General features: G+C 63.1%; 22 protein-coding genes and 1 tRNA gene. 10 read left to right on the top strand and 13 right to left on the bottom strand.

Annotation, left to right across the window (positions count from 1 at the left end; translation table 11 throughout):
• Positions 1-18: 18 nt before the first annotated feature.
• Both pheT and pheS read right to left on the bottom strand, forming a co-directional pair.
• A complete protein-coding gene (gene pheT / locus MTR72_RS13610; protein WP_280967459.1) occupies positions 19-2427 on the bottom strand; it encodes a phenylalanine--tRNA ligase subunit beta in 2409 nt (802 codons plus the stop codon).
• Positions 2424-3506, bottom strand: a complete 1083-nt coding sequence (pheS, locus tag MTR72_RS13615) for a phenylalanine--tRNA ligase subunit alpha (protein ID WP_280967458.1) — start codon at positions 3504-3506, stop codon at positions 2424-2426. The genes pheT and pheS overlap by 4 nt, the downstream gene beginning before the upstream one ends.
• 150 nt (positions 3507-3656) lie before the next feature.
• Here pheS and MTR72_RS13620 point away from each other — a divergent pair, with 150 nt between their 5' ends.
• Entirely contained in the window at positions 3657-4070 is a 414-nt protein-coding gene (locus MTR72_RS13620; RefSeq protein WP_280967457.1) for a hypothetical protein, read from the top strand.
• 11 nt (positions 4071-4081) lie between these two features.
• Here the strand turns inward: MTR72_RS13620 and rplT are convergent, their stop codons facing one another.
• Together rplT and rpmI are read right to left on the bottom strand one after the other, a co-directional pair.
• Complete coding sequence (rplT, locus tag MTR72_RS13625) at positions 4082-4441, bottom strand: 50S ribosomal protein L20 (RefSeq protein ID WP_027550107.1); 360 nt, start codon at positions 4439-4441, stop codon at positions 4082-4084.
• Between the two features lie 79 nt (positions 4442-4520).
• Complete coding sequence (rpmI, locus tag MTR72_RS13630) at positions 4521-4721, bottom strand: 50S ribosomal protein L35 (protein WP_008539890.1); 201 nt, start codon at positions 4719-4721, stop codon at positions 4521-4523.
• Between the two features lie 268 nt (positions 4722-4989).
• Between rpmI and MTR72_RS13635 the strand changes: the two genes are divergently transcribed.
• Complete coding sequence (locus tag MTR72_RS13635; protein ID WP_280967456.1) at positions 4990-5394, top strand: hypothetical protein; 405 nt, start codon at positions 4990-4992, stop codon at positions 5392-5394.
• A 58-nt stretch (positions 5395-5452) separates the two neighbouring features.
• Here the strand turns inward: MTR72_RS13635 and infC are convergent, their stop codons facing one another.
• Positions 5453-5992 carry a translation initiation factor IF-3 gene (infC, locus tag MTR72_RS13640; RefSeq protein ID WP_082905765.1) on the bottom strand — a complete coding sequence of 180 codons (540 nt, stop codon included), beginning with the start codon at positions 5990-5992 and terminating at the stop codon, positions 5453-5455.
• Positions 5993-6243: 251 nt separating this feature from the next.
• Here infC and MTR72_RS13645 point away from each other — a divergent pair, with 251 nt between their 5' ends.
• Both MTR72_RS13645 and MTR72_RS13650 read left to right on the top strand, forming a co-directional pair.
• Entirely contained in the window at positions 6244-7065 is an 822-nt protein-coding gene (locus MTR72_RS13645; protein WP_280967455.1) for an alpha/beta hydrolase, read from the top strand.
• Between the two features lie 162 nt (positions 7066-7227).
• Entirely contained in the window at positions 7228-7692 is a 465-nt protein-coding gene (locus MTR72_RS13650; RefSeq protein WP_280967454.1) for a nuclear transport factor 2 family protein, read from the top strand.
• Positions 7693-7843: 151 nt separating this feature from the next.
• On the opposite strand, the gene MTR72_RS13655 is transcribed toward MTR72_RS13650, so the two are convergent.
• The 3 genes from MTR72_RS13655 to MTR72_RS13665 form a co-directional block, all read right to left on the bottom strand.
• Positions 7844-8641, bottom strand: coding sequence for an acyl-CoA thioesterase domain-containing protein (locus MTR72_RS13655; protein WP_341510405.1), 798 nt, complete (start codon positions 8639-8641; stop codon positions 7844-7846).
• 297 nt (positions 8642-8938) lie between these two features.
• Positions 8939-10120, bottom strand: coding sequence for a tRNA epoxyqueuosine(34) reductase QueG (gene queG, locus MTR72_RS13660; protein ID WP_280967452.1), 1182 nt, complete (start codon positions 10118-10120; stop codon positions 8939-8941).
• A complete protein-coding gene (locus MTR72_RS13665; RefSeq protein WP_280967451.1) occupies positions 10069-10761 on the bottom strand; it encodes a glutathione S-transferase family protein in 693 nt (230 codons plus the stop codon). Before MTR72_RS13665 ends, queG begins: the two co-directional genes overlap by 52 nt.
• Before the next feature lie 169 nt (positions 10762-10930).
• Between MTR72_RS13665 and MTR72_RS13670 the strand changes: the two genes are divergently transcribed.
• From MTR72_RS13670 to MTR72_RS13680, 3 genes are all read left to right on the top strand, one after another.
• Positions 10931-11737, top strand: coding sequence for an undecaprenyl-diphosphate phosphatase (locus MTR72_RS13670; protein WP_280967450.1), 807 nt, complete (start codon positions 10931-10933; stop codon positions 11735-11737).
• Positions 11738-11839: 102 nt separating this feature from the next.
• Positions 11840-13177 carry an FAD-binding oxidoreductase gene (locus MTR72_RS13675; protein WP_280967449.1) on the top strand — a complete coding sequence of 446 codons (1338 nt, stop codon included), beginning with the start codon at positions 11840-11842 and terminating at the stop codon, positions 13175-13177.
• The gene (locus tag MTR72_RS13680; RefSeq protein WP_280967448.1) at positions 13174-13914 is read left to right on the top strand and encodes an SDR family oxidoreductase; all 741 of its coding nucleotides are present in this window, start codon (positions 13174-13176) and stop codon (positions 13912-13914) included. The genes MTR72_RS13675 and MTR72_RS13680 overlap by 4 nt, the downstream gene beginning before the upstream one ends.
• A gap of 56 nt (positions 13915-13970) precedes the next feature.
• On the opposite strand, the gene MTR72_RS13685 is transcribed toward MTR72_RS13680, so the two are convergent.
• Positions 13971-14936, bottom strand: coding sequence for a complex I NDUFA9 subunit family protein (locus MTR72_RS13685; RefSeq protein WP_280967447.1), 966 nt, complete (start codon positions 14934-14936; stop codon positions 13971-13973).
• A gap of 140 nt (positions 14937-15076) precedes the next feature.
• Between MTR72_RS13685 and MTR72_RS13690 the strand changes: the two genes are divergently transcribed.
• Positions 15077-15163: transfer RNA gene (locus MTR72_RS13690), tRNA-Leu, on the top strand.
• Between the two features lie 93 nt (positions 15164-15256).
• Positions 15257-16957 carry a site-specific integrase gene (locus MTR72_RS13695; protein ID WP_341510406.1) on the top strand — a complete coding sequence of 567 codons (1701 nt, stop codon included), beginning with the start codon at positions 15257-15259 and terminating at the stop codon, positions 16955-16957.
• 358 nt (positions 16958-17315) lie between these two features.
• Here MTR72_RS13695 and MTR72_RS13700 read toward each other — a convergent pair whose 3' ends face one another.
• The 4 genes from MTR72_RS13700 to MTR72_RS13715 form a co-directional block, all read right to left on the bottom strand.
• Positions 17316-17846, bottom strand: coding sequence for a hypothetical protein (locus tag MTR72_RS13700; RefSeq protein ID WP_341510407.1), 531 nt, complete (start codon positions 17844-17846; stop codon positions 17316-17318).
• On the bottom strand, positions 17843-18016 hold the full coding sequence (locus MTR72_RS13705) for a hypothetical protein (protein ID WP_341510408.1): 174 nt from the start codon (positions 18014-18016) through the stop codon (positions 17843-17845). The genes MTR72_RS13700 and MTR72_RS13705 overlap by 4 nt, the downstream gene beginning before the upstream one ends.
• Positions 18017-18407: 391 nt before the next feature.
• On the bottom strand, positions 18408-19337 hold the full coding sequence (locus MTR72_RS13710; RefSeq protein ID WP_341510409.1) for a hypothetical protein: 930 nt from the start codon (positions 19335-19337) through the stop codon (positions 18408-18410).
• 232 nt (positions 19338-19569) lie between these two features.
• Entirely contained in the window at positions 19570-19881 is a 312-nt protein-coding gene (locus MTR72_RS13715) for a hypothetical protein (RefSeq protein WP_341510410.1), read from the bottom strand.
• Between the two features lie 582 nt (positions 19882-20463).
• Between MTR72_RS13715 and MTR72_RS13720 the strand changes: the two genes are divergently transcribed.
• On the top strand, positions 20464-21165 hold the full coding sequence (locus tag MTR72_RS13720) for a recombinase family protein (protein ID WP_341510411.1): 702 nt from the start codon (positions 20464-20466) through the stop codon (positions 21163-21165).
• The last annotated feature ends 28 nt before the right edge of the window (positions 21166-21193 follow it).

Here is a 21193-nt window from a genome sequence, read left to right on the forward strand (position 1 = left end):
GCTTCACACTTTTCGGCATCATGCTCTCAAGGTGCCGCCGGTCTTCTTCGTCACTTCGGCGACGATCTTTCCGGCGACGGCCTCTATCTCCTGGTCGGTCAGGGTCTTCTCGCGCGGCTGGATCGTCACAGCGATCGCGATCGACTTCTTGCCGTCCTCGATGCCCTTGCCTTCATAGACGTCGAACACGTTGACGCCAGCGATCAGCTTCTTGTCGACGGCTTGTGCCGTACGCACGATGTCGCCGGCCTTCACGCCACGGTCGACGATGAAGGCGAAGTCGCGCGAGACCGGCTGGAATGCCGATAGCTCGATTGCGGGCTTGGCGCGGGTCGGCCTCTTCTTAGCCTCGGGAATCCGCTCGAGGATCACCTCGAACGCCATCAGCGGCCCATCGGCGCCGAGCGCTTCGAGCGCGCGCGGGTGCATCTCGCCGAAATAGCCGAGCACGTTCTGCGGCCCGATCTGGATCGTTCCGGAACGTCCGGGGTGCAGCCACGCGGCGCCGCCGGGCACGATTTGCAGCGCCTGCATCGGCGCGCCGGCCGCAGCCAGCACCGCCAGCGCATCGGCCTTGGCGTCGAAGACGTCCGCTATCGCCGAGCCCGACCAGTGTCGCCCAAGACCTTCGGACGAGGCAAAGCCGCGGCGGACGCCGCTTGCCGCCATGAACTGATCCTGCGGACGATCGCCCTTGAAGATCTGGCCGACCTCGAACAGCGCGACATCGCCGAAACCGCGATCGGCATTGGCCTGCGCTGCCGCGATCAGGCCCGACAACAGGCTCGGCCGCATATCGGAAAGGTCGGCGGCAATCGGGTTGGCGACCTCGAGCTCGCGCTGGCCGCCGCCGAAGAGCTCCGCCGCCGGCTTGGTGATGAACGACCAGGTCACAGCCTCGACCATGCCGCGGCTCGCGAGCGCGCGCCTGACGCGCCGCGTGCGGAACTGCAGCGGCGTCAGTACGGGTTTGCGCGCGTCCTCGCCACGCTCGAACGGCGTCTCCGGCACCTTGTCGACGCCGAAGATGCGGACGATCTCCTCGACGATGTCGGCCTTGCCGTGCACGTCCGTACGCCAGGACGGCACCGCGACCTTCACCACCGGCCCCGCGCCCGCCATCATGAAGCCGAGATGGTTGAGGATGCGCTTCATCTCGACCTGCGGCACCTCGATGCCGGACAGCCGCTTCACCTCGGCAAGCGGGAATTCGATCACGCGGTCGTCGCCAAAAGCCTTGCCGACCACGACGGTCTCGGACGGCGCGCCGCCGCACATCTCCATCACGAGCTTGGTCGCAAGCTCGAGGCCAGGAACCATAAAGGCGGGATCGACGCCGCGCTCGAAACGGTAGCGCGCATCCGAATTGATGCCGAGCTTGCGGCCGGTCTGGGCGATGTTGATTTCGTTCCACAGCGCCGATTCGATCAGCACGTCGGTGGTGTTCTCGTCACAGCCCGAGGCCTCGCCGCCCATGATGCCGGCGAGCGATTCGACACCGTGGTCGTCGGCGATGACGCAGACGGCGGGATCGAGATTGTAGGTGCGGCCGTCGAGCGCGAGCAGCGTTTCGCCGTCGCGAGCGCGGCGCACGACGAGGTTGCCCTTAACCTTCTTGGCGTCGAACACGTGCAGCGGCCGCGCGCGGTCGAAGGTCATGAAGTTGGTGATGTCGACCAGCGCATTGATCGGACGGAGCCCGATCGCGGTCAGCCGCTTCTGCAGCCATTCCGGCGACGCGCCGTTCTTCACCCCGCGCACGAGGCGCAGCGCGAAGCCCGGGCACAGCGTGGCGTCCTCGACCGTGACCTTCACCGGGCAGGGGAATTCGCCCTTCACGACCTTGATGGTCGGGTCCTTGAACTTGCCCATGTCGGCGGCGGCGAGATCGCGCGCAATGCCGTGAACGCCGGTGCAGTCCTGGCGGTTCGGCGTCAGGTTGATCTCGATCACGGGATCGCCGAGGCCCGCCCATTCGGCGTAAGCAGCGCCGATGGGGGCATCGGCCGGCAATTCCATGATGCCGTCGTGGTCGTTCGAGATCTGCAACTCGGCCGCCGAGCACAGCATGCCGCGGCTCTCGACGCCGCGGATGGTGCCGATGCCGAGCGTAATGTCCTTGCCGGGAATGTAGGTGCCGGGCGGCGAGAACACGCTGACGAGCCCGGTGCGCGCATTCGGCGCCCCGCATACGACTTGCACCGGCGCCGCACCGCCTCCGGTATCGACCATGCAGACGCGCAGACGGTCAGCGTTCGGATGCTGCTCGGCGGAGATCACCTTTGCGATGGTGAAGGGTTTCAGCGCCCTCGCCTTGTCCTCGATGCTCTCGACCTCGAGCCCGATCATGGTGAGCTTGTCGGCCAGCCTGTCCAGCGGCTCGTCGGTCTCGAGATGTTCCTTCAGCCAGGAGAGGGTGAATTTCACGAGCTCAGCCCTCCTGCGAGCGTGGGGACTTCGAGCGGCTTGAAGCCGTAATGGGACAGCCAGCGGACGTCGCCGTCGAAGAGCTGGCGCAGGTCGCTCATGCCGTATTTCAGCATCGCGATGCGATCGATGCCCATGCCCCAGGCGAAGCCCTGGTACTCGTCGGGATCGATGCCGCAAGCGCGCAACACGTTCGGATGCACCATGCCGCAGCCGAGAATCTCGAGCCAGTCCTCACCCTCGCCGAAGCGGATCTCGCCCTTGTCGCGGCGGCACTGAATGTCGACTTCCAGCGACGGCTCGGTGAACGGGAAGAACGAGGGACGGAAGCGCATATTGATGTGGTCGACCTCGAAGAACGCCTTGCAGAACTCGTGCAGGATCCACTTGAGGTGGCCGAGATGCGAGCTCTTGTCGATGACGAGGCCTTCGACCTGGTGGAATTGCGGCGTGTGGGTCGCGTCCGAATCGATGCGGTAGGTGCGGCCCGGGCAGATCACGCGGATCGGCGGTTTCTGGCTCAGCATGGTGCGCACCTGCACCGGCGAGGTGTGGGTCCGCAGCAGCATGCGCGAGCCGTCCTCCTTCGGATGGAAGAAGAACGTGTCGTGCATCTCGCGCGCGGGATGCCCTTCGGGAAAGTTCAGCTTGGTGAAGTTGTAGTCGTCGGTCTCGATATCGGGACCTTCGGCGACCGAAAATCCCATGTCGGCGAAGATGGTCGTCAGCTCGTCCCAGACCTGGCTGAGCGGATGGATACGGCCGGCCTCGGCCGGCGCGTCGCGCAGCGGCAGGGTGACGTCGATGGTCTCGGAGGCGAGCCGCGCATCGAGCGCGGCCGACTTCAAGACGTCCCGCCGCGCAGTAAGCGCCTGCATGACCTTGTCCTTGGCCTGGTTGATCGCGGCTCCTTGCGTCTTGCGTTCGTCGGGCGACATCTTTCCGAGCGTCGCAAGCAGCGCGGAGATCGAGCCCTTCTTGCCGAGCGCTGCGACGCGCACCGCCTCGAGGGCGGCTTCGTCGCCGGCGCCGGCGATCTGGTCGAGGATGGAGGTTTCGAGCGTTGCGAGGTCAGACACAGTCAAATCCCTGCTGCCAAAATTCGGCTGGGTTGTCGCCGCCCGAAGGCCGTAACGTCAAGCAAAAAGCCGGTCATTTCGGGCTTGCGACCGGCTGGGTTGAACCTCGCGCATCGGCTCGGCACCAAGGGATACGAGGAGACTTTCGCGATGCTTCCAAGATCCTGTCTGGCCGTTCTGGCCGTCGCTTTGTCGGTCGCCGGGACCTCCGTGCGCGCCGCGGTTTGCATGGAGAAATCCATGACGCAGGACGAGATCATCGAGACGATCAACGCCCAGAAGGGCTGCGAAAGCGCGATGAAGGTGTTCCAGGATTGCGAATACGGCGCGAGCGGCGATGTCCAGCTTGGCGCCGCCGTCGAGAAGAAATGCGAGGCGGACTTCATGTCCGGCCTCAAGAGTGCGCGGAAACAGGCCTACCAACGCGAGATGCACGTCTGCGACCGAAAATACCGGAATCAATCCGGCACCATGTATCGATCGTTCACAGCGTTCTGCCGGGCGGAGGTCGCCCAGCGTTACTCGCAACGGGCGCTCAAGGCCGCGGGCCCGAAGGCCCGCTAGCGCTAAAGGCTTCAGGCAGCCAAAGCAGCCTTGGCCTTCTCGGCGATCGCCTGGAACGCAGCCGGCTCGCGGATTGCGAGATCCGACAGCACCTTGCGGTCGACCGTGATGCCCGACTTGGCGAGGCCGTCGATAAATCGGCTGTAGGTCAGGCCGAAGGGACGGACGGCGGCGTTGAGGCGCTGGATCCAGAGCGCGCGGAAGGTGCGCTTGCGACGCTTGCGGTCACGGAAGGCATACTGCTGGGCCTTCTCGACGGCCGGCTTGGCGGCGCGGATCGTGTTCTTGCGGCGGCCGTAGAAACCCTTGGCGGCCTTGTAGACTTTCTTGTGCTTGGCGTGGGCGGTCACACCGCGTTTGACGCGAGACATGACAAAAATCCTTCAGAGATGACTTAGGTTCGGGATCACCGCGCGAAACGCGGCTCGGCTGATGTGATCGTGGACGCGATCAGGCGTTCGGCAAGAAGTACTTCTTGACGTTGTCGCCGTCGGTCTTGAACAGCACGCGGGTGCCGCGAAGCTGACGGATCTGCTTCTTCGTTCGCTTGATCATGCCGTGACGCTTGCCGCGCTGGGCGTGCATCACTTTGCCGGTGGCAGTCACCTTGAAGCGCTTTTTGGCGCCCGATTTGGTCTTCAACTTGGGCATTTGGCTCTCCTATGGCCACAATAGAAATCCGCCCGCGAAGGCGGCTGGCCGTCAAAAATGCTCGTTAGAGCGTTGATTGTGCTCAGGTTTTTGCGCAGTGGCAGAAACCCGCACGGACATCGCCACGGCAGCCCTTAAATCAGCCGGGCGATGAAGGCTGGGCTTATGGCAGAGCCGAAGCGAAATGGCAACGATGAACCGCCGGAACCTGCTCGCCGACTATTCTGGGTTACCATGTCCACGCCTCGCCGCCCAGAGGAGGACCAAAATGGCCGACTTCCCGCAATCGCTTTCGTTTTTATCCGCCGTGACCCGCCCGCGCCATCTGCTGCTGTTTGCCGCGCTCGCCGCGGCCGTACCGCTGTCGGCCGCCGACGCCCGTGTGGGCAGCTACGACGGGGTCTGGAACGTCACCTTCGCCACCACCCGCGGCAATTGCAGCTCTGGCTACAGTGTTCCCTTCACCGTGATCGGCGGCCGCGTCTCGTCCGCCGGCGGCGGTCGGGTCTCCGGCAGGGTCAATCGCGCCGGCGCCGTCGCGGTCCAGGTCTCGGTCGGCGCATCCCACGCCAGCGGCGGCGGCCGCCTCGCTCGCGTGTACGGTGCTGGTTCGTGGCACGGCATCATCTCCGGCGACCGCTGCAGCGGCACCTGGCAGGCGACACGGACCTGAAACACAAACGGCCCGCCGGACATCCGGACGGGCCGTTGAATTCCTTCGAGAGTTGCCGTCAGCGCGGCGCCAGCACCATGACGACCTGACGGCCCTCGAACTTGGCGTCCTGCTCGACCTTGGCGAGCTCGGCGACGTCGCTCTTGATCTTGTCGAGCAGCTTGGTGCCGATCTCCTGGTGCGCCATCTCGCGGCCACGGTAGCGCAGCGTGATCTTGACCTTGTCGCCCTCTTCGAAGAACCGCTGCATCGCGCGCATCTTCACGTCATAGTCGTGGTCGTCGATCATCGGGCGGAGCTTGATCTCCTTGATCTCGACGGTCTTCTGCCGCTTGCGGGCCTCGGCGGCTTTTTTCTGAGCGGAATACTTGTACTTCCCGTAGTCCATGATCTTGCAGACGGGAGGGCTGGTATTCGGCGAAATTTCAACCAGATCCATGCCAGCTTCCTGGGCCAGCCGAATGGCCACGACGGTCTCGACCGTGCCTTTGTTCTCACCGGTCTGATCGATCAGTTGGATCTGCGCATTGCGGATATCATCATTGATGCGCGGCCCGTCTTTGCTGGCAGGGGCCGGGGCTCTATTGGGACGACGAATGGGTGGTTCTCCAAAGTTGTGAAGGAAGCAGCTATTTTGAAGGAAGATGCGTTTGCCGGCAAGCAAGTCGCTCGTGCGAGAAGCGAAAAACCCTCAAATGCGAGGCATTTTGGTCACGCCCATCGGCACGGTGCTCGACATAGACACCTTGCTTCTGTTCCGCAAGCGTCCCAAAGGGTCAATGTCGACATGGGATTGCGCTGCAGGACATGCTCGAACAGCTCAAACCGCACAACCAGAGTAAACGTTCCATGACCAATGCGATTTCCGACGCGCCGAGCTTCATCGATGTGGGCGAAGGTCCGTCCGCGCGCAAGATCGCGGTGCGCAGCCGCGCTGGGCAAGGCCCCGGGTTGATCTGGCTCGGCGGCTTCAAATCAGACATGCAGGGTACCAAGGCGTTGGCGCTGGATGGCTGGGCCAAAGATCACGGCCGCGCCTCGGTGCGGTTCGACTATTCCGGCCACGGCGAATCCGGTGGCGATTTCGCCGACGGAACCATCGGACGCTGGCTGGAGGAAAGCGTGGCGGTGTTCGAGCAGTTCTGCGAAGGCCCGCAGATTGTGATCGGCTCCTCCATGGGCGGCTGGATGGCGCTTCTGCTCGCGCGCGAGATCAGGAAGCGACAAGGGAACGCGCAAGGGAACGAGCCAGAGCAACAGCAGGCGAAGGCGTCGCTCGCGGGCCTCGTGCTGATTGCGCCGGCGCCCGACTTCACCGAGGAGCTGATGTGGAAGAACTTCTCGGCCGCGGTGAAGAAGGAGATCGAGACCAAGGGCGTCTGGTTCAGGCCGTCCGAGTATGGTGACGGCTCGCCCTATCCGATCACGCGGAACCTGATCGTGGAGGGACGCAATCACCTCGTGCTCGGCAGCGCCATCGACCTCGGCTGCCCCGTCCGCATCCTGCAAGGTGCCAAGGATCCGGACGTGCCGTGGCAGCATGCGTTTGCGCTGACGCATCGCCTGCCGGCCGACGACGTCGTGCTGACCATGATCCAGGACGGCGATCACCGCCTGTCGCGTCCGCAGGACATCGCACGCATCCTTGCCGCAGTGGCTGAGATCGGGTGAAGTGTTGCTAGACACCAGTGTCATCGCCCGCCTTGTGCGCACTTGCGCACTGGGGCGGGCGATCCAGTATCCCAGAGATGGACGTGTCTAACTGAGAGGCCGCGGCGTGCTGGATGCCCGCCTGCGCGGGGCATGACGGAGAATGGGGAGCGAGAAGCGCCGATGACCACCACCATGCTGCGTGCCTTCTGCGACGCGGTCGAGCAGCGCAACGGCAAGGCTTTTGCCGAACTGTTCACCGAGGATGGCGTCTATCACGACGTGTTCTACGGCGCGTTCGCTGGCCGCGAAAAAATCGCGGGGATGATCGACGACTGGTTCTATCGAACGGCCAAGGATTTCCGCTGGGACATGCACGAGCCGGTCTCCGACGGCACCACGCTCTATGCGCGCTATACCTTCAGCTATTGCTCGACATTGCCTGAAGCGAACGGTGCGCGGGCGATGTTCGAGGGCGTGGCGATCATGACGCTCCGCGACGGCAAGATCGCCAGCTATCACGAGGTCGCCAATACCGCGCCTGCCTTCGTCGACCTGAAGTTCGCACCGGAGCGCATCGCCAAGATCGTCGCCAGGCAGGGCGCCGAGCTGAGGGCGAGACCGGAGATGAAGCGGCATCTGGCGTAACTCGCTCCTTCTTGTCGTGGGAAGCGAGCTCTCTCCGCATCGTCATTCCGGGATGCGCCGTAAGCGCAGGCCCGGATCCATAACCACCATCGGGAGCATGGATTCCGGGCCCACGCTTCGCGTGCCCCGGAATGACGACTTGAGATGAGAGCTACGGCGGCGGTGGCTTCGCCATCGGCTTGCGCTGCGCCAGCGCCGCCACCGTTGCGGTGCCGATTGGGCCCTGTTCGTCGTAGAGCCAGCATTCACCGATCGCGACGCCGTCGGTGGCGTGGTGGTTCACCACCTCGAAGCCGATCCACCTCGTCACCGGCAGGCGATGCAGATAGATGGTCACGTCGCTGTTGATGTAGCCGAGCCCCTTGTCGCCGGCGTTGGCGAACGGGCTTGCGAAGTCGGCGCCGGTTGCGACATGGACGAATGGCGTCATCGCAACGCCCGCGATCAGCTCGCGCACCTCGCTCATCCAGAGCCGGCGCGGACCGAGCGAGCCCATGTGGCCGACGATCGGGCGCGTCGTCCATTTCCCGTTCATGCCGAGCCGCGGGTCGGTCGGCGGCGGAATGTCGGCGGGCTTTGGCGCATCCCAGTTCGGCGGCGACCAGACGCTGCCATCCGGATTCTGCGTCCGGCGCAGGAGCTGGCACGAGGCGCGCGCCATGCTGACGCCGCCGGAGAAGAGCTCCGCCTCGACCACGCGGATGCGCAGGCCGTCGCGCACCAGCCGTGTCGTCACTTGAATCGGCTTGTCGATGGTTGGCAGGCGAAACATGTCGACGGTGAGCCGTGCCGGCACGAATTCCTGGCTCGAATGGCGCTCCTCGATGGCGAAGCCGAGCAGGCCGACGATGACGCGTCCGTGCAGCGATTTCGGATCCCACGGACCATTGGCGACTTCCGTCGGATGGAATGTGTCGCCGTCGCGGGTGAAGAAAGGCATATTGGTCATGATGCGCGACCTTGAAGCATCGCGCGGGGAAATCAAGGTGCCCGATCCTCATGGTGAGGAGGCGCGAGGCGCCGTCTCGAACCATGCAGGCCCGGCTGCGGCAGCTCGGCCTTCATCCTTCGAGACGCGCGCAAGCGCGCTCCTCAGGATGAGGGTCAGGAGCGCCACGCGTTCCCCTCATCCTCCGCTGTCATCACCCGCGAAAGCGGGTGATCCAGTATTCCAGAGACAGTGACGGGTACGGAGAAGCCGCGGCGTACTGGATGCCCCGCCTTCGCGGGGCATGACAGTGGAGTGTTAGGAAGCGGCCCGCCACTCCTCACACACACTCTCATCGCACTCGCTTGCGATTGCATTTGCGCCCAGCGCCGCAAACTCCTCGCGCGACAACAACTGCCCCAACGCCCACACCGCGGCCCCACGCACCAGCGGGCTCGCATCATCCAGCGAACGCCGCGCCTCTTCCGCCAATGCGACATCACTCGAGTTGCCGATCGCGATCAGCACGTTGCGCACGAAGCGGTCGCGGCCGATGCGCTTCACCGGCGATTTCGCGAACAGCGCGCGAAACGCGGCGTCGTCGAGGCGCGCCAGTTCGGCAAGCTTTGGCGCGCGCAGCACGTCGCGTGCTGCGAGCTTTGCTTCGCGGCCCTCTTGGGCAAACTTGTTCCAGGGACAGGCGGCAAGGCAATCGTCGCAGCCATAGATGCGGTTGCCGATTGCTTTGCGAAACTCGCGCGGGATCGGTCCCTTGTTCTCGATGGTCAGGTACGAGATGCAGCGGCGCGCATCGAGCTTGTAGGGCGCGGGGAATGCCGCGGTCGGGCAGATGTCGAGACATGCATGGCAGGAGCCGCAATGATCGATCTCCGCGTCGTCGCGCGGCAGCTCAAGCGTGGTGTAGATCGCGCCGAGGAACAGCCATGAGCCGAATTCGCGCGAGACGAGATTGGTGTGCTTGCCCTGCCAGCCCAGATGCGCCGCCTGCGCCAGCGGCTTTTCCATCACGGCCGCGGTGTCGACGAACACCTTCACCTCGGACGGCGCGGTCGCAACCAGCCAGCGCGCCAGCGCCTTCAGGCGCTTCTTGATCAGGTCGTGATAGTCGTCGCCTTTCGCATAGACCGAGATCGCCGCACGCGTGCGCTCTTGCAGGATCGCCAGTGGATCCTGGTCGGGGCCGTAGTTCACTCCGAGCATGATCACCGAGCGCACGTCCTGCCACAGCCCGCGCGGATCGACCCGGCGCTCGGGCTGCGCAGCAAGCCAGTCCATGTCGCCATGGCCGCCCGAGGCGATGAATTCGAGGAAGTACTTTCCGGCATTCTCGATCGTGCCGGGTGCGGTGATGCCGATGCAGTCGAAGCCGAGCGCCTGCGCCTCGCGCGCAAGCGCAGCCTTCAGATCGGACAGATCAGACGCAGAGTTCAGAAGTCGAGATCCACATAGGTCCGCGACGCCGGCACGCCGGCCAGCCATTCGCTCAGCAGCGGGCGGAACGACGGGCGGGATTTCACCCGCGCGTACCACGCCTTTGCTGCGTCGTCCTCGCTCCATGGCACGTCGCCCAGATAGTCGATCGCCGAAAGATGCGCTGCGGCGGCGAGATCCGCATAGGTTAACCGGTCGCCGGCGAGGAAGTTGCGCGTCTGCGCCAGCCAGCCGATGTAGGCCAGATGATACCGCACATTGGCCTTGGCGGCGCGCATTACGTCGGCCGACGGCGGGCCGCCGCCGTTCTCCTCGCTCATGAAGCGCTTGTAGATGCGCTCGGTCACCAGCGGATGGGAGACCTCCTCGAAGAATTTCTCGTTGAACCAGGCCATCAGCCGGCGCACCTCGACGCGCTCGGTGATCGTGTTCGGCATCAAGCGCTTGACGCCCATGCCTTGCCCATAGGCCTCGTCGAGATATTCGGCGATGATCGCCGCGCCCGGAATCGGCGGCTCCTTTTCGTCCACCAGCACCGGCGTCGTGCCCGCCGCGTTGAGCAGCAGAAATGCTTCGCGCCGTTCCCAGGTGCGTTCCTCGGTCAGCCGCAGCTCGAGCCCGTATTCGCCCACGATCAGGCGGATGAAGCGCGAATGCGGACAGAACGGATGATGAAACAGCGTAAACATGCAGCCTGTGACTATTTGATGGTGCTTAAGAATCCATCAATGTTTTCTTCGGCGCCACACTAGCCCCTCAAAACCGCAAGACAAGCCGTGATATCGCATTTAGCGATTGCCGCAGCGGGACGAATAGGCGAGAAGAACCCCGCTTTTCCAGCCGAAATGGACCGTAAATATGTCAGACACAATACGGGCAGTGATCCTCGGCATCATCGAGGGCGTGACTGAGTTCCTTCCCGTTTCATCGACAGGTCACCTCCTGCTCGCGGAGCGCTTCTTCGGCCTTGGCGAAGGCGCCTTCTGGGATTCGTTTACCGTCCTGATCCAGCTCGGCGCGATCCTCGCGATCGTCGGCTTGTACTTCAGGAAGTTGTGGGACGTCTCGATCGGCATGTTCACCGGGGATGTCTATGCGCGCCGTTTCGTGATCGGTGTGCTGGTCGCGTTCCTGCCCGCGGTCATCGTCGGCCTGCTCGCCGGCAAATACATCAAGAGCGTGCTGTTCAATCCGTGGGTCGTCTGCTTCACGCTGATCGTCGGCGGCGCCATTCTCCTGTGGGTCGACCGGCTCAATCTGAAGCCGCGCGAGCACGATGCCACCAAGTTTCCGCTGCTGATGTATCTCTATATCGGCATCGCGCAATGCGTGGCGATGATCCCGGGCGTGTCGCGTTCCGGCGCCAGCATCGTCGCGGCGATGCTGCTCGGCGCAGACAAGCGCGCGGCGGCGGAGTTCTCGTTCTTCCTCGCCATCCCGACCATGATCGGCGCGTTCGCCTACGACTTCTACAAGAACCGGTCCGAGATGACGATGGACCACATGAACATCGTCGCGATCGGCTTCGTGGTGTCGTTCATCACCGCGATCATCGTGGTGAAGACGTTCCTGGAATACGTCACCCGCCACGGCTTCGTGCTGTTCGCCTGGTGGCGCGTCATCGTCGGCACGCTCGGCCTGATCGCGCTGGCGCTTGGCCGGTAATACCCGCAAAAGTCGCATCGCCGCCTCAACGTAATATAAGCTTTTGATCGGTAGGCAGTTTCTATAGCCAGGGCGAGGCACGCCCGGCAAAGGAGCTGAACGATGACCCTCGTCAGCGGCTGGGGGCGCTTCCCGGTCGTCGATACCGATGTCCTGCGGCCGCGGTCGTTTATGGCGATCGGCGAGGCCGTCGCCGGTGCGTCCGGCACGGTGGCCAGGGGTAACGGGCGCGCCTATGGCGACGCCGGCATCGGCGCCATCAGGACCATCGCGATGACCGGTTTCGACCGGGTCAGGTCGTTCGATCCGGTGACCGGACGCATTCGCCTGGAAGCCGGCGTGCTGCTGTCGGACCTGATCGACACCTTTGGTCCGCGCGGCTTCCTGCCCTTCGTCGTTCCGGGAACGCGGTTCGTGTCGGTCGGCGGCGCCATCGCCGCCGACGTCCACGGCAAGAACCATCATTGCGAGGGCGGCTTCGGCCGCTATGTCGACAGCATCCTGCTGCGCACCGGGCAGGGCGAGATCATCGAAGCCTCGCGCGAAGAGAATTCCGATGCCTTCTTCGCGACCGTCGGCGGCATGGGCCTGACCGGGGTCATTCTGGAAGCGACGATGCGGCTGCGGCCGGTCGAAACCGGCTGGATCCGCGAGCGGGTGGTCTCGACATCCGATCTGGGTGCTGCCATGCGCGCGCTCGATGCCGGCGATTCCGCGACCTATTCGGTGGCGTGGATCGACTGCGTGGCACGCGGCAGCGAGCTCGGCCGCTCGCTGATCTATCTCGGCGAGCACGCCCGCGCAGGCGAGCTTCCCGACGGTGCCGATGCATTTCCGCTTGGCAAGGATCCCGCCCTCGCCGTGCCCGTCGACCTGCCGTCCATCACGCTCAACCGCTATAGCATCCGCGCCTTCAACGAGCTCTATTATCGCATGGGTGCGAAGCGCGCCGGCGAAAGCCATCGGGTCTCGCTCTTCCCCTATTTCTTTCCGCTCGACAGCATCAGTGCCTGGAATCGCATCTATGGCCGGCGCGGCTTCCTGCAGCATCAATGCGTGATCCCGGAACACGGCGCGCGCGACGTGCTCGGCGACATTCTCGAACGTGTCACCAAGCGCGGCGACGCCTCGTTCCTCGCGGTGCTGAAGAAGCTCGGCCAGGGCGACGGTATCCTGTCGTTTCCGATGCCCGGCTATACGCTAGCGCTGGATTTCCCGATGCGCGGCGACATCCTGAATTTTCTCGACGAGATCGACCGGCTGGTCGTCGCCGCCGGCGGACGGCTGTACCTTGCCAAGGACGCGCGCCAGTCGCGCGCGACTTTCGAGGCCGGCTATCCCGCCCTGCAACGCTTCAAGGCGATCCGCAAATCGCTCGATCTCGCCGGAAAGATCCGATCAAAGCTCTCGCAGCGTCTGTTTGATGAGGTGCAGCCGTGACTTCGCGCAAGACCGTTCTGGTGCTGGGTGGCTCCTCCGATATCGCCCGCGCCACCGCGCGCGCCTTCGCCAAGGCCGGATACGATGTGCAGCTCGCGGGCCGCGACGCCGCCGTGCTGGAGCCTGACGCGGCGGATCTGCGCGCGCGCTACAATGTCGAGGCAAGTCGCTGGACATTCGACGTGCTGGACACGGCGTCGTTCGAAACCTTTGCCAGCGGCCTTCCGGCGTTGCCGGATGTCGTCATCTCGATCGTCGGCTTGCTGGGCGCGCAGGAGAGCGCGCAGAGCGATCTCGAACACGCCACGACGATCATGCGCTCGAACTACGAGGGGCCCGCGCTGATCCTCGGCCTGTTTGCGGAGAAGTTCTTGGCGCGCGGCTATGGCACGATCGTCGGCGTGTCGTCCGTGGCCGGCGATCGCGGCCGCGCCTCGAACTATGTCTATGGTTCGGCCAAGGCAGGCTTTTCCGCGTTCCTGTCGGGCCTGCGCGCCCGCGCGAGCCGCGGCGGCGTTCACATCGTCACCGTCAAGCCCGGCTTCGTCCGGACCAAGATGACCGAGGGCATGAAGCTGATCGGGCCCCTGACCGTCGAGGCACAGGTGGTGGGCGATGCCATCCTCAACGCCGTGCAGCGGCGGACCGACGTCGTCTATGTCAGCGGCAAATGGCGCCTCGTGATGCTCATCATCAAGGCGCTGCCGGAAGCGATCTTCAAGAAGCTCAAGTTCTGACGTCGTTGTCGCGCTGAAGCTGCGCTCCCCGCAAGCGCGGCGAGGTGAAGGACGCGCTACACGATCATGCGCTGGAACTGGCCGGCGGCGCGGAAGCGCCAGAGATATTGCGGAGCGATCGCCTCGAGCGAATCGGGTGCGATCCCGAGGCCTTCCAGCGTCAGGCCTGCGGCCTTGGCCGCGTCCGACACAATGTTATCGCGCTCGAGCAATGTGACCTGGTCCGGCGTCAGCTTCAGCGCGCCCGGCGCGAACTGCAGGAAGTTGGCCTGGAAACGGGCGAGGGGGAACGAGAGCGGAACCAGCATGCGCTGGCGGTCGGTAATGCGGAGGATGGTCTCGATGATCTCGCGCATGGTCAGCACTTCCGGCCCGCCGAGCTCGTAGGTGGCGCTCTTCTTGGCCTTGCCGTCGACCGCATCCGCGATCGCGGTCGCGACGTCGCCGACATAGACCGGCTGCATCCGGGTCGTCCCGCCGACCAGCGGCAGCACCGGCGACATCCGCGCCAGCGCGGCAAAGCGGTTGGTGAACTGGTCCTCGGGGCCGAACATTACCGAGGGACGGAAGATCGTGGCCGAGGGCACCGCTGATAGCACCGCCTTCTCGCCGGCGGCCTTGGCCCGGGCGTAGCGCGAGGGCGACTCTTCGTCGGCGCCGATGGCCGAGACATGCACCATCTCAGCGCCGGCGGCGGCCGCCGCCCTGGCGACCGTTTCGGCGCCCTTGGCCTGGACGGCGTCAAAGGTCTGCCCGCCGCCCTCGGTGAGGATGCCGACCAGGTTGATCGCGACATGCGAATCACGCAGCGCCGCCTCGACCGAGGCCGGATAGCGCAGGTTTGCCTGTACGGTATGGACCTGCCCGACCCGGCCGAGCGGCTGCAGGAAGCCGGCCAGTTCCGGCCGCCGGACCGCGACCCGGACCCGGTAGTCACGCTTGCACAGCGCGCGGACGACGCTCCGGCCCAAAAACCCTGATCCGCCGAAAACCGTGACGAGCGTGTCCAGATTGGTAGCCATGGCGGTCCATTCCTGCGGGAAGAGTGCGTTTTGTCAGGCTTGTATCGGGCCGGTTTGCAATGCGCAATCCGCAACCCCACGCATGAATTGACAACGGCGTCACCGAACCGTAGTAACCGCCTCCGTGCCCTAGACGGCATGCCCAGGTGGTGGAATTGGTAGACGCGCTGGCTTCAGGTGCCAGTGGCTTAACGGCCGTGAAGGTTCGAGTCCTTTCCTGGGCACCATCGACTACCCAAGCGACTGAAATCGCTACATTGCAGGGAAAATGAGCCGCTGACCGGTACACAACACCGGGACACAGCGCGATGAACTATCGAATGGCCTACCTCTCCAAGGACAGCGACTCTTCATTCTTCAGCTATAGGACGAGGACCCCTTCAGACATTTTGCGAATGCTGGACACGGATCGAGCGCTGCTGACGTTTGAGCAGTGCATGGGCAGTCCGGCGTTCGTGGTCACCGCCAAAATCGGCGCCGAGGTGAAGTTCTCGCTCAGGACCCGTGATCCGGCGGTGGCTGAGGTCCGCAAGAACCAAGCCGGCGCGGCACTGGCAAGGCTCTGGGCTGCGCGCAGGTCGCCACCGAAACGGCTGAGTCACATGCAGATCATGGGGCTCGCGCGCTTGGTCCACGAACTTTACGTCGAAGAGTTTCAGCAGGAGCCCGGTGAGCGAGCCGCCTGGATCGCCCACAAAGCCTTGAATCGGGCCGTCCAGGAGGGGCGGCTCATCAACGTCCCTCAGATTGTTCCAGGACAGATGCCTGATGAATGCCAGCTGGCGGCGCAGCAGTTTGGAGACAATCTCACTCAGGGCATCAACTCGCTCCCCGTTCTACCGGACCATGACCAAGGCCTAGAGAACCGATTTGGGCTGCTCTGCGATTGGGTCCTGGACCAGAACTGCATGCGTGTAGACTACGCCACGCGCAAGCGCTTGCTGACGGCGATCGCCATGGCGGGACAGACCGGGCCGCGCCGACTGAAAGAGAACGCGGCCGGCATCTACGGCAGAGACACGTTCCTGGAGCAGTATCCGGTATTTCGATCGGAGCGAACGTTGAGCGAGGTCTTTGAGGCATGGCGCACCGAGGTGCAGCCCGCTCCAAACACCGTCTCGACCTGGAAGGGCAACCTGAACTCACTCCGGGAGTTTGTCGGACACGAAGACGTCGGGCGATTGACCAAGCACGATATAGTCGGCTGGAAGGACGACCTGGTGCAGAAGGGCTTGTCGGCCAAGACGATCAACGACGGCTATCTGGCCTGCATCAAGAGGCTGTTGAGCTACGAGGTCGCGAACCACCGACTGAAGGAAAACGTCGCCGATAAGGTCACGGTGAGCACGCGAGGCCGTGCCGGAGAGAACCAACTGCCCTATGCGACGGCGGAGGTTGCTCGGCTTCTCACGCTTGCGAGAGAGCAGACCTCGCAAAATTTGCGATCGAAGGCGAAGCGCTGGCTGCCCTGGCTTGCCGCCTTCAGCGGGTCCAGGATCGGTGAGGTTGCTCAGCTTTGGGGCTGTCGGATCAGGAAGATCGGTAGCGTTTGGGTCATGTCGATCCGTCCGGCAGAGGACGGCGGCCGGCTAAAGAACGTTTGGAGTGAGCGGGACACCCCGATCCACCAAGCCATCATTGACGAAGGGTTTCTGGATTTCGTCGCGGAGCGTGGCGATGGGCCGCTGTTCTACAATCGCAGCTCGGGCGACCCGAACAAGAAGCATGCGTCGAAGAGCGTCTGCAATGATCTCGCGAAGTGGGTGAGGTCACAGCCCGGCTTTCAGGACCCACGCAAGGCACCGAACCACGCTTTCCGGCACTGGTTCAAGACGGAGCTTGGCGCCTTGGAGGTGCCCGACAGCATGTCCGATTCAATCGTCGGTCACGGGAAGAAATCCGAGGCCGACAAGTATCGCCACTATACGGTCCACACAAAAGCGCCGGTCGTGAACAAGGTGCAAGTTCCAGGGATCACCACCGATCCTACGGTAGGCCGAACAGTCGAGGCCGCCGAATAGATCGCCGGAGATGAGCCCCCGGCGATCTACGATCGATCTAGGTCACCTGCCCTTCTTCGGCGGCGGAGCACCGCATGCGGCGGTCTGCAATGCGGCCGCAACGCTCTCGGCCTCGCGAAGTGCTTCGGCGAGCGCCAGCTTGTGGTTCTCCGGGTCAAATGCCTCCAGGCGCTGTTGGGCATCAGCGACCCGGGCCAGGGCCTCTTGCTGTCGCCGCTCAAGGTCCTTTCGGGCAAGCAGAGCAGCGCGGGCGGCCCTGACCTCATCCGAGGCCTTTTGGCTATCGCGAATGAACCTTGCTCGCTCTTCGCGGTGGGACCATCCCTTAGTCGAAATTGGGGACGTGTTTCGGCTCATCTTAAGCGTCCTCGGCCTCTCTGCGCAGCATGGCCGCGCGTTCGGGATCGTTCTTTTCGAGCAGCATCTGCTGGGTCAGGTTGAAACCGGCCCGGCTGAATGGGTTTGTCGGGTCGCCGTCATCTCGTCGAACATTGCGCTCACTCGCGGCGTAGCGCTCCAGCTGCTGTGCATATTGCGGGTCGTCGCGCTGGAGGAGCATCTGCTTGGTGACGTTCCAATGCCGCTTCGAGAACGGGTTCTGAGTGAGCAGCGAGGCTCCGTGGGGCAGGCGGAGAGGCGCCCCGTTGCTGCTGAAGAAGCGCCTGGTCTCAGGGGTGCTGTAAAGGCCAGCGAGATAGGCCGTGAGGTCAGCTTCAGCACCGTTCTGGTCGAGGTACTTCAAGCTATGACCGCCGCCCGGGATGAGCCGATCGGTCAGCCGCTCAACGAGAGCGTCCTCGCCCTCTCGGGTGAGCTTAAGGCCATGAAGGTCGAGCACCTGACGGAGCGCCGTCGCGGTGTTGATCCTGCCTGCGATGACTTCGGTCATGACTTGACCTTCTGCAATTCGGCCAAAGCAACTCGGCGCAGCCAAGATGATCGCGAGATCAGCTCGGATTTGGCGCGTTCCTCGATGGCGATGGCCATGGTTTCAGGGAACACGGTACCGATGGTGACGGTCCGCTCGTTCCTGAGCAGGTCGAGATCGATTTCCTGCATGTTGGTCTCCATGATGAGAGTGGTTGAAGAGGTGCGAGCTGGCGAGGCGTGCTGGCGCTCAGGCTCGAACACATCTTTACACTGTAAAGATTCAAATGTCAATAGTTGCAAAGACTTAGAAGGGTTGACTAGGCAAAACCAGGGAATTTCGACGCCTGGCGATCGGCTTCAAACACCTCGCAAGCCATTGATCTTGCAACACTTTTTCGCTGCCTGGACGTCGCGGTCGCGGAGCCCGGAAATCAAATGGTCTTTTAAGAAAGGTGCACTGTCTCGGGCGCCGACCGGCTCCAGAATGCGCCTAGGATTCAATAGGATAGCCGCTGGTACGTTTTGCGTCAGGCGAAGGGGCAACCCTGCTGACCAATCGCGAAACGCGCCAGCGAGGCCCCTAGGCTGCTCTGTTGCGGTTCCCCTTACGGCCCTGGTCGTTGGCCGGCTTCGGGACCGGCTGGTTCACCTCCGAAGTGACGCGGGGCAGGCGCAGGTCCTGCCGCAGGCCACCAGCAACCGCGGCGCGGGCGCGAGCCTTGGCCGTCAGATTGCTGGACAGCCCGTAGCGCTTGCCGAAGATCGGACCGCCGTACTGGACCGTGTGGTTCAAGAACCGGTTCGCCTGCGGGCTGTTCTTGGCGATGTAGGTCAAAACGCTCTCCTCGCCGCCCCTCTCATTGCGCCTGATCTGGTACGTGCAACCACGCACGTCGATTTCATCAGTCCCGTCGCACCAAGCCTCGACCACCCTGTCGAACCGCTTTTGCAATGAGCGTGGCACATGCATCAGGACGTGGAGGTGTTCGTTTTTCCCGGTGTGGCGCTCCGATTCCCTGGTCCACAGGCAAGTGAAGTCGAAGTCGTTATCGCGGGCGAACTGGGCCAGCTTGTTTCGCCAGCGCCACCAAGTATCGATCCGTTGCTCGGCATCCTGGTCGTTGATGTCGTGCGGCCTGAAGGTGATGAACCTGTTCACCGGCTGACCGACCGTCTTCGCGTGATGCCAGGCGGATTTCAGGTCACGGACTTGGCGCAACGTCAGCTGGCGGGTGATGCTCCTCCGGCCGATCTTGGTCTTCTTGGTCCAGTTCGCGAACGGGTCTGCCCCGGGATGAAGGACCTCACCCCTGTCGGTGTGCTTCACCCCAGCAGCGCCTGAAACCATATAAGAGGGTCGCAGGCGGTTCTCGTCGCCTTCAGGTAAGGAATCCCTAGAAATTTGCGGGATTTTGCAGCTGCTATCCGCCGGGAACTCCGATTGGAGTTCTTGAAAGTTGTCGTTCGCGGAAAAGGGGTCTTTTGGAAGTTCGAAGTAGGAGCGGGTCATCCGAGCGAGGGGCTGTTCAAGAAAAAAATGGACCTCGAATGGTGATGCCTCGCTTCACTGGAGTCCACGCAACGTGCGAATGTTGGCGAGGCCTTCCGCTTTTTCTCCAAGCTGTATGACTTTGCGAAGACAGAAAGTGCAGGCGCAAGGCAACCTTCAACCCACGACCAGTCGTCGTGCTCTTGCGCGATACAAGGAATGGGGCCCGGCGCGATGACCGGGCCCGACTCTTCTATTGGAGATTGCAGGGTGTCGAAATTGCCCGACGCAAGTCGGTTTCGATGGTTTCGCGAACTACAAGCTGCCCCGGTACATGCATAGTCGCGATGTGAGTGGCACCCTGAGCCAGGATGCTGGTCCACTGGTGATGCAGTCGCAGCTCGTCTGTGAGGCGTCGTTTGAAGCTGCTGGTCTCACCAATGTAGATGGCGTCCCATCCGCCGTTAGAAGCCCGTTTCACGAAGATGTAGACGCCGGGCTTTTCGAAATAGCTGGCGCCGATTGCGTGGACCTCGAACTGGTAGGTTCTGCCGCTGACGCCCACGGCTCTCGTGGTCACGGGCCCAGAAGATGGAACTCGGTATGCGGGGGAAGGTTGACCGTAAGTGGTCATTAATCACCTGTGTCATCTGTGTGAGACAGGCTTGACCACCGGCATGATCTCCGATTCTATCGGAGCGCTGAAACTAGCCGTGTCCCGCTTCGCCCATCTCACGGGTTAATTAGCGGGCTGGAGACTTCCGAAGCCGTTCGAGCCTGGCCGCTCGGCGGCTTCTTCCATTTCCAGACTGTTCCAATCTCCGCTGACTCTATCGCGCCCGTCAAGGCCTAGTGCGAGTTCCTGAACGAAATACTAAATATGGTGGAAAGCTGGGAAAACTCGGGCTGGAGACCTGAGGATGCTCCTCCAAGCCCCTGATGGAACTAGGGGAATCTCGCCGCGCTGGCGCGATGGAAAGAAGCCAACGCTTTGGACGAACGTTCCCAGAACATCGTTCTATTTGCGTTCCACACCCCAATATCCACAAGACCTGCGTTGGCGGGCAAGAACCCGATCGGGTTGACCCTTCAAGGCATATGTTGTTACGTTATCTCAAGAAACCGAAACATAATATTGGTATAAGTAATGGTAATCAAAGGAAAAAGTGTCGAAGCCGTTGCGTACATTCGGACCTCATCGGCGGCTAATGTGGGGGCGGACAAGGACTCGGAGAAGCGCCAGCGGGCAGCCATCGAGGGCTACGCTAGGCGTGCAGGGTTCAGCCTGGTCGGGGAGTTCACGGACGCTGCGGTCTCCGGTGCTGATCCGATCGAGACTCGTGGGGGGTTCACTGCGTTGCTCGATCAGATCGAGGGCAACGGAGTAAGGACGGTGATCGTCGAGGACGCCAGCCGCTTCGCTCGCGAGCTTATCACCCAGGAGCTGGGCATTCTGGCCCTCATCAATCGCGGTGTACGGGTCCTGACCGCAAATGGAGATGACTTGACCGACAGCAGTGATCCGTCTCGGGTCATGATGAGGCAGATCGCAGGCGCGTTTCACCAGTACGAAAAGGCTCGACTGGTCGCCAAGCTGAAGGTCGCGCGAGACAGGAAGCGGGCCTCCGGTGTGAAGGTGGAGGGTCGCAGGAGCAATGTGGAGATCGACGCCGCAGAGAACAGAGGGCAGATGCTTGCGCTGGCTCGAAAGCTTCGTCGCAAGTCACCGAAGCGCGGCCGCCGATCACTCCGGGATATCTCCGCGGAACTGGCGAAGGCGGGTTTCATCAGTCATAGCGGGAAGCCCTACGCCGCTACGGCGGTAGCCAGGATGTTGGGCGAGCTGTAATCGGGTACAAATTAAGTGATTCGTGGGG

Origin of the sequence: Bradyrhizobium sp. ISRA442 (assembly GCF_038085055.1) — a bacterium.
Classification (GTDB): Bacteria; Pseudomonadota; Alphaproteobacteria; order Rhizobiales; family Xanthobacteraceae; genus Bradyrhizobium.